The organism is Streptomyces sp. bgisy130 (assembly GCF_057708345.1).
The window spans coordinates 1-7,633 of sequence record NZ_JBYISA010000087.1 but is presented as its reverse complement, the minus strand read 5'-3'; the positions used below and the strand labels follow the sequence as shown (position 1 = coordinate 7,633).

Sequence of the window (7,633 nt, the reverse complement as noted above, 5' to 3'; positions counted from 1 at the left end):
ACAGCACCCCGTTAATCACCCGCCGATGATCACTCCACCGACCCCCACGCGCACCACCAGGAGGCAAGAACGACTCCAGCCGATGCCACTCTGCATTCGTTAAATCCCCACGACCCATGGAACCACCTTGACCCCAACACCCCACCCACGTCCGGAGATCCGAGAAACACTGCCTAGTAGTACCCCTTCACCTCGTCGAGCAGCTCCCGCACGATGTCCGCGTGTCCCGCATGTCGCCCGGTCTCCTCGACGAGGTGGATGAGCATCCAACGGAGGTTGGCGCTGCCGGCGCGGAAGTCAGGGTGACGGCCAACGTCGTCCAGGGAGGCCCCGGCCACGATCTCGTTGCTTCGGGCGCACTGGGCCTCGTACTGCACGAGCAGCTGCTTCAGCGGGACGCCATCGGTGCGCCAGTCGGCGCCCTCGTCCGTCTCGTCAAAGGACGGGTTCTGCGTCTTGTCGCCGCCGAGGAACACCACCTCCAGCCAGGTGTGCTCGACCCACCGCATATGGCTGATAAGCCCGGCCATCGTCATCGCCGGCGAGGTCGGGATGACGGAACGGTGCGCGTCGGCCTCGCTCAGGCCATCGCACTTCCATCGCAGGATCTGCCGCTGGAGATCCAGCCAGCCGATGAGCGCGGTGCGCTCATCGGCCTGCAAGGGGGGACGCTCAAGTGAAGGTGTCATGCCTGCACGTTAGGACGCTCGGTCTCCGACTGCCGCCTGTTTTTCGCCCCCAAGATCCGCCGGACAGGCCCTATTGACCTGAGTCGGAGATTCGTCTTGGTTGTGTGTGAGTCGACCTGGACCGAAGATCCCGCTGTTGTCGTTAACTGATGCCCATCGGGCGGTGCTTGAGGGGGTGGGTGCGTCGCCGGTCGACCGCGCAGGCATTGGCTCTGCGGTCACGGATCGTCCTGGAGTGCGCCGAGGGGCTCTCGATCATGGAGGTGTCTCGTCGGCTGCGGATCGCCCCGGACACGGTCCGCACCTGGCGAAGGCGCTTCCTCGACCGTGGCCTGGACGGCCTGTGCGATGAGCCGCGGCCCGGTGTGCCGCGGAAGATCACCGATGCCGATGTCGAGCGTGTGATCGTCAAGACGCTGGGAGAGACCCCGAAGAACGCGACCCACTGGTCCACCAGGTCGATGGCCGCGGCCACGGGAATGTCACAGTCGGCCATCTCGCGGATCTGGCGGGCGTTCGCCCTGGCCCCGCACCGCACGCAGACGTTCAAGCTGAAGCCCACGGCGTCCGACAAGGTCGAAGCCGTGGGCTATATGCCTTGACCTGATCGGTCAGCGCTGGAGGAGATCTCGCAAATCGTCTCCGGACACAGTTCAACCGGGTACCGCTGCCCGACCGTCGGTGGCCGGACGGATCGCCGTGACCACTCCTTGCAGGCCTGCCAGCCAGATTGCGGCATCCACGGCGTAGTACAGCATCGGGTCGGGTGCCCGACCGTCCGCGGCCGCGAGCACATCAGCGATGACAGTGTGGTCCGTCGGCGCGTACGGGTCCGGCGGCTCGACGGGCGGAGGGCGTGACTTCCTGGAGCGCAGGTCGTTCACCAGCGGCAGTGCGGTCAGCCGAAGACGGTGGGCGGCGTCGCGCAGGTGCGCTGCGCTGACTGGCCAGGCCGCCAGCGCGCCCGAGGGGCAGTGGTTGGCCAGGTTCTGCCCGATGGTGGTCACCCGGTTCCCGGCGAGCAGGATGGCCATCCAGTCCTCGTCAGCTGGGCGCGCCGGGTCCGGGGTGTCGGGCTCGGTGGCGTACTGCGCGTAGCTCTCTTCCGCGATCACCAGGGCGAGTCGGGCCCGGGCCAGCGCGTCGCCAGCCGTACCGCCTGTAGTGATGGCGGCGATGGTCTCGGTGACGGCCCGGCTGCTCCGGTCGAGCAGGCTGGCACAAGCCTGGCGCAGCTCGCCGGCGCCGCCTTGTGGCCAGGCCAGCAGCCCGATCAGGGCGCCGGTGAGGCCGCCGATGACGACGTCGGTGAATCTGACGGCGGCCAGCCCTGGCCCGGCGGGACCGAGCTGGGCGAAGGCTGCGGCCGCCGCGATCGTGGAGAACGCCTGGCCCCAGCCCATGCCGAGCACGGACCCTGCGGAGAACGCCAACAAGTACAGCGGCGGCAGGAGGGCCGCGTACACCGCCACGTGGTCGGTCACGGTGTGCAGCATCACGGCCACCACGGCGGCGCCGGCAAGGGTGCCGCTGAATGCCGGCCAGAGCGCCGTACGGGTTCCCGTGGCGCTGGTTCCCATCACGGTGATGGTGGCCAGCAGCGCCCAGAGGCCGTGGGCCAGGTCGAGCTCGCCCACGAGCAGCCGGGCAGTCGCCAGGGCCAGCCCGATCCTGACGGCGTTCTGGAAGTACACCGACCGGGGTGTGAAATGGGTCTGTAGGCGACGGAAGTAGAGCGAGAGCGTGGAACGCCCGGCGTACCAGAACGGGCCCGGCCGCTGCGCGGGCGGAGTCGTGTCCGCAGGGACGGGCGCGCCGAGCGCGATGCGCACCGCCGTGACCAGGGAGGCTCCGGTGTGCGCGATGTCCAGGGCGATCGCGCCGCTGCGCACCACGGCCGCGTTCTTCGGGGAGCACGTCGCCGGGCGGATGCGGCTGGTCTCGAAGTCCGCCGCCGCGGCGGCGTAGGGGGCATCGGACGGCGCCGGCCCCTGGCCGGAAAGCCCGCGTGCGACGTCATGGCATGCGGTGGCCGACGCTTCCAGCAGCCGGGCTGCCGCAGGATCGCGGTCGCCGGAGGCATCGCGGGCGTCCTGTGCCAGCTGCCGTATCTGGGCCAGTAGATGCAGCATGTAGGCGGCGCCTTGGCAGATCGCCCGGTGCCGGGCCGAGGCCGAGGTCGGGCGCTCTTCGTCCGGTACCTTGCTCAGCCGCAGCTCTTGCGACGCCGTCGTCAGCTGCTCCAGGCTGTCGAGCGGCAATGACCGCGTCTCCGCAGCGAACGCCCGCAGGACCCCGGACGCCGTCGCCGCGGCGCCGGCCAGCCGGTCCCCGTACCGTCCCGGCAGGAGATCCGGCAGCAGCCACATCTCCGCCGTCGCCATCAGCACCACCCCCGTCGCCAGCCCGGCCAGACGCGAGGCCAGCGTCGCGGGGGCGTAGGGCGGAAAGCACGCCAGGATGTAGAACGCCTGGAGGCCGCCCGACAGCCCGCCCAGCCGGGGCGCGCCCACCCCCACGTACGAAACCAGGAAGCCCACCACCAGCATCCCGAGGGCCGCCGTCCACGAGTGCACCCCGAGCACCGTGCCCAGGGTGACCAGCGCGGCCGCGACCGGCAGCACCGCCAGCAGCGTGCCGGCGCGCTCACGCGGCGTACCCGGGACGAAGGACATCCCGCCGGTGGCGATAGCACCGAACAGCGCATAGATCGCCGCGACATCGTTCCCCAGGCCGTAGCGCGCCGCATAGAACCCCGTGCACGCCACAAGGGCCACCCGCGCCGAACGCCGCACCGCACGCAGACCAGGGTCACGGGCCCGCAGCCATTCCAGCCCATCATCGCGACGGGACACCAGCGGCCTCCTCGTCGACCGTCCGGAGAAACGTCCGCTCGCGTTCACCGTAGGCCGGGCAGGTACGACCGGCGACCTCACCCGGGAGGCCAGGCGGGAGGAACCGAGGGCCCGACACCTGATCCGCCCCTTGCCGCGCGTCCCCCACGGCCGGGATGCGGGGAGGGGTGGGTGGGGGCAGTGTTGGTGGTGAGGGCGGCTCTGTCTCCTGTGCGAGCGCTCGGTCGTCCTCGGACCGACAGCTGGCAGGAGGAGACGACGATGGCTGCCACGACAGGTGGAACCCAGCAGGCCCACCCTGAGCGCCCGGGAGCGTCGGACGGGGTGTGCAGCGAGTTCACCGTCTTCACCAAGATCAAGCCGGGACATGCGCAACCGCTGCGCGATCTTCTCGCCGAACTGTCCGCCACGCATGACGACGAGGGATTCCGGGTCGCGATGCATCAGATCGGCACCCTGCACGACGCCCGCCACGTGATATTCGACGACGACACGCGGTTCATGTTCGCCAGCGTGTTCGACGGCTCCTGGGACACCTACATCGACGACTTCGGCAAGACGGTGGTCGGGCAGAACTTCGACCGGATCTTCTCGCACAGCGAGGGGTGGCCCGGAGTGAGCGACCCCGGGGTGAAGGACTGGTTCGTCGAACACCAGGCGCCTGCGGAGATCTTCGACAGCTCCTATCCCGATCTGACCGTTCAGCAGATCTGGAAGGACCAGCGGGTGAACGAAGCGTTCCAGGACGTGCTGGACACGCCTGAGTTCCGCGAGGCGCTGGAGAACCCCGCCAACGCGAAGTTGGTAGGCACACCCGCGTTCCAGAAGCTGCTGGAGCAAGCGGCGGCATAGACGGGCCGGGCCCCGGCCTGATCGGCACAGCAGATCCGACATCGGTGGACCGCGTTGGCGGGCGTGGCCCGCCCGGCGCGGAGCTGCCGAGGCAGAGACCGAGGCGGAGCACAAGCGATATGGACGCGACGGCGAACAGCGGCACGGCCAGTGTGCGTGTCGAGATCGAAGACGTGCAGAGCGGGGCGGTGCGGCCACGGCCCGTGCCGTACGTGGGGAAGTACCTGTTCCTGCGGGTCGACGATCGCCACGCGGGGCGTGCTCTGTTGCGGCAGCTGATCCCGGTGACCGCGAGCGGTCTGCCCGGCGTGGACCTTGAACAGGATGCCTGGGTGGCGGTGGCGTTCACCTACCAGGGGCTGGCCGCCCTTGGAGTTCCCCGGGAGTCACTGGACAGCTTTCCGCAGGCGTTCCGTGAGGGTATGGCGGCCCGTGCGGATCTGATCGGCGACGTGGGCGACAGTGCCCCGGATCACTGGGAGACGCCGTTCGGAACGGGGGATGTCCATATCGCGCTGAGTGTCCTCGCCTCCGATGAGGCGCAACTGGGTAAGGAGTTGCAGCGGGCCCGCGCCGCCTACCAGGGCACGTCCGGTGTCCGGGTGATCTGGCAGCAGGATGTCCGCCAACTCCCGACCGGGCGCACCACCCTTGGCTTCCGCGACGGCATCAGCCAACCGAACATCGAAGGGGTGGAGCTGCCCGGCTCCAATCCTCGGGAAGTCCCCATCAAGGCGGGTGAGTTCATCCTCGGCTACCCCGACGAGACCGGGCACGTGCCGGCGATGCCCACTCCGGACCTGCTGGGGCGCAACGGCACCTACGTCGCTGTCCGCAAGATCCACACCAATGTGGCGGCCTGGCGTCAGTACCTGCGGGCCAACACCTCCAGCGCCGAGGAAGAGGCTCTCCTGGCCGCAAAGATGGTCGGGCGCTGGCCCAGCGGAGCGCCACTGGAACTGGCGCCGGAGCGGGATGATCCGGAGCTTGGGGCCGATTGGCGCCGCAACAACGATTTCCTGTATCGGGAGAACGACGACCGCGGGTTCCGCTGTCCCGCGGGTGCGCACATCCGGCGCATCAACCCGCGCGACGCCACCATCATCGGTGACGCACGGATGCACCGCCTCATCCGTCGCGGCACCACCTACGGCCCGCCGCTGCCGGACGGCGTGCTGGAGGACGACGGCGCCGAGCGGGGACTGATCGGCGCGTTCCTCGGGGCCCATCTGGAGCGGCAGTTCGAGTTCATCAAGTCCGAGTGGGTCAACGACGGCAACTTCATCGGCAGTCCCGGCGAGAAGGACCCGGTAGCAGGGCACCACGGTGGAACCGGCAGCGTCACGATCCCGGAGAAGCCGATCAGACGCCGTCTGCGGAACCTGCCCAGTTTCGTGGTCACCCGCGGCGGTGAGTACTGCTTCCTGCCGAGCTTGCGCGCTCTTCGCTGGCTCGCCGAGCTGGAGGACTGAGAGCGACTCTGGCGCCTGCGGCAGCCGCACGCTCTCCGAGGAGAGGCCGAAGTCATGGCATCACAGTTCGTTCGCTACACGCCGGACGTCGAAGATGATGATCCCCACTTCGAGAAGAACCTTCAGTCGGTGATCGAGAAGACCGAGAGCTACGTCACCGAGTCGGTCAAGGCCGGCGGCACCGGGCAGGCACTCCGTGACGCCCATGCGAAGGGCTATGGGTTGGTCCGGGGGCAGGTGGAGGTCCTCGACGGACTTCCCGAGGAGTACGCCCAGGGTATCTACGCGACTCCGGGGACCCACGACGCGCTCGTCCGCTTCTCCAACGGCTCGCCCCACGCAGGAGCCGACGCGCGCCTGGGCAGTGCCACCGGGTTGGCGCTGAAGATGTTCGATGTCCAAGGCCCCACCCTGCTGGAGGACGAGCCGGACTCGGGCACGTTCGACTACGCCCTCATCAACGCGCCCGTCTTCTTCTGCAACACGGTCGAGCACTATCTGTTCATCCAGGAACTGTTCCTGAACACCTCGGCCTACTTCTCCCAAGGGCGAGCCGGCGTGCATCGCTTCTATGCCGACTTCGTGACGGGAAAGGGAACGTTGACCCAGGACGACTGGGCCTGGGACGAGTTCCTGGCCTACCTGAGCCTGTCCCGGATCCCGCCGGTCAACGTACTGCTCTCCACCTTCTGGACCATGGGCGCGGTCCGGCACGGGGACTACATCGCCAAGGTGCGCGTCGCGCCCGACCCGCACTCCGCCGCCGCGGTGGTCCGGCGCTCCCTCGACACGGCCTCGGCACCGGAGGTCTACCGGCCCGCCCTGGAAACCGAGCTGCTGGAGCGTCCCTACACCTTCCACATCCAGGTGCAGCTCTGCACCGACCTGGAGCTGATGCCGGTGGAGGACACCACGGTGGAGTGGCCCGAGAAGCTCTCACCTTTCGTCACGGTGGCCACACTGCGGATGCCGCAGCAGGACATCTCCGGCCCCGAGCATCTGGCGAAGATGGACGCGCTGTCCTTCACACCATGGCGGGCGACCGCCGAGCACGCCCCCTTGGGCAACATCATGCGGACCCGTAAGGAGGTCTACCGACGCTCCTCCATCGAACGCCACAAACTGAACGAACAGCCGCGCACGGAGCCGCGCAGTGTTGATGAGGCGCTCGGCCTATGAGCCGGCCCGGGCTGTACAGCAGAGAAGTACAGCAACCCCACCGACCGCAGTCGCCCCTCGGCGACCACCGGCGGGTGCTTGCTGTGCTGAGATTCTCGGAAGGAAACGGCTGCCCCGGACGCCCACCGAAGGCCCGGCCGACGCCGGGGCGGCTAAAAGGTTGGTGCGCGGGGCCGGCGGAACCGGGTAACGTCTTTGTCATGTTCTTCCAGACGCCGATTTACGAGTGAGAGCGTGATGGGCCCCTGCTGTCGTCCTTCGACGTCGCCGCCCATCCCCCACCGATGAATCCGTAGATCACTTCACATCACTACCGGGAGAACCCGTGACCGTGAGCAAGAACATCAACAACCCCGTGGGCATGGGCGGCGGCCAGCGCAAGAGGCTGTCCCGCGCCGAACGGCAGAACAACGGTCCGCACCGCAACCTCGACCGCCAGGGTGCAGCCGCCCAGAAGGCGGAGCTGGTGCGCAAGATGCGCGAGAAGGCAGGCGCAGCTGAGGGCGCCGGGCAGGCGGGCGACGACACCGCACAGAGCTGACGCACTAGCCCCAGCAGGGCGGCACCGCACGGGGCAGGGGGGGGG

Annotated in this window: 7 protein-coding genes and 1 pseudogene; 5 read left to right on the top strand and 3 right to left on the bottom strand. The window is 68.7% G+C overall.

The features are described 5' to 3' along the window. Window positions 1–118 (bottom strand): annotated as a pseudogene (locus tag AC3EUV_RS38035) (IS5/IS1182 family transposase); the annotation flags it as partial. A 55-nt stretch (window positions 119–173) separates the two neighbouring features. Continuing rightward, window positions 174–689 (bottom strand): DinB family protein, encoded by a 516-nt coding sequence (locus AC3EUV_RS38030; RefSeq protein ID WP_435604872.1) that lies wholly within the window; start codon window positions 687–689, stop codon window positions 174–176. A gap of 179 nt (window positions 690–868) precedes the next feature. Between AC3EUV_RS38030 and AC3EUV_RS38025 the strand changes: the two genes are divergently transcribed. Next, entirely contained in the window at window positions 869–1,291 is a 423-nt protein-coding gene (locus tag AC3EUV_RS38025; RefSeq protein WP_432147103.1) for a helix-turn-helix domain-containing protein, read from the top strand. 51 nt (window positions 1,292–1,342) lie between these two features. Here the strand turns inward: AC3EUV_RS38025 and AC3EUV_RS38020 are convergent, their stop codons facing one another. After that, a complete protein-coding gene (locus tag AC3EUV_RS38020) occupies window positions 1,343–3,544 on the bottom strand; it encodes an FUSC family protein (protein WP_432147104.1) in 2,202 nt (733 codons plus the stop codon). 261 nt (window positions 3,545–3,805) lie between these two features. Here AC3EUV_RS38020 and AC3EUV_RS38015 point away from each other — a divergent pair, with 261 nt between their 5' ends. From AC3EUV_RS38015 to AC3EUV_RS38000, 4 genes are all read left to right on the top strand, one after another. Continuing rightward, entirely contained in the window at window positions 3,806–4,396 is a 591-nt protein-coding gene (locus AC3EUV_RS38015; protein WP_432147105.1) for a hypothetical protein, read from the top strand. 119 nt (window positions 4,397–4,515) lie between these two features. Further along, the gene (locus tag AC3EUV_RS38010; RefSeq protein WP_432147106.1) at window positions 4,516–5,868 is read left to right on the top strand and encodes a Dyp-type peroxidase; all 1,353 of its coding nucleotides are present in this window, start codon (window positions 4,516–4,518) and stop codon (window positions 5,866–5,868) included. A gap of 54 nt (window positions 5,869–5,922) precedes the next feature. Next, window positions 5,923–7,047, top strand: a complete 1,125-nt coding sequence (locus AC3EUV_RS38005; protein ID WP_432147107.1) for a catalase family protein — start codon at window positions 5,923–5,925, stop codon at window positions 7,045–7,047. A gap of 325 nt (window positions 7,048–7,372) precedes the next feature. Continuing rightward, window positions 7,373–7,588 carry a DUF6243 family protein gene (locus tag AC3EUV_RS38000; RefSeq protein ID WP_387234487.1) on the top strand — a complete coding sequence of 72 codons (216 nt, stop codon included), beginning with the start codon at window positions 7,373–7,375 and terminating at the stop codon, window positions 7,586–7,588. Window positions 7,589–7,633: the final 45 nt, after the last annotated feature.

Excerpts from the sequence above, each read along its gene's own strand:
- AC3EUV_RS38005 (WP_432147107.1), top strand. The coding sequence starts at position 5,923 with ATGGCATCACAGTTCGTTCGCTACACGCCGGACGTCGAAGATGATGAT.
- AC3EUV_RS38015 (WP_432147105.1), top strand. The coding sequence starts at position 3,806 with ATGGCTGCCACGACAGGTGGAACCCAGCAGGCCCACCCTGAGCGCCCG.
- AC3EUV_RS38010 (WP_432147106.1), top strand. The coding sequence starts at position 4,516 with ATGGACGCGACGGCGAACAGCGGCACGGCCAGTGTGCGTGTCGAGATC.
- AC3EUV_RS38030 (WP_435604872.1), bottom strand. The coding sequence starts at position 689 with ATGACACCTTCACTTGAGCGTCCCCCCTTGCAGGCCGATGAGCGCACC.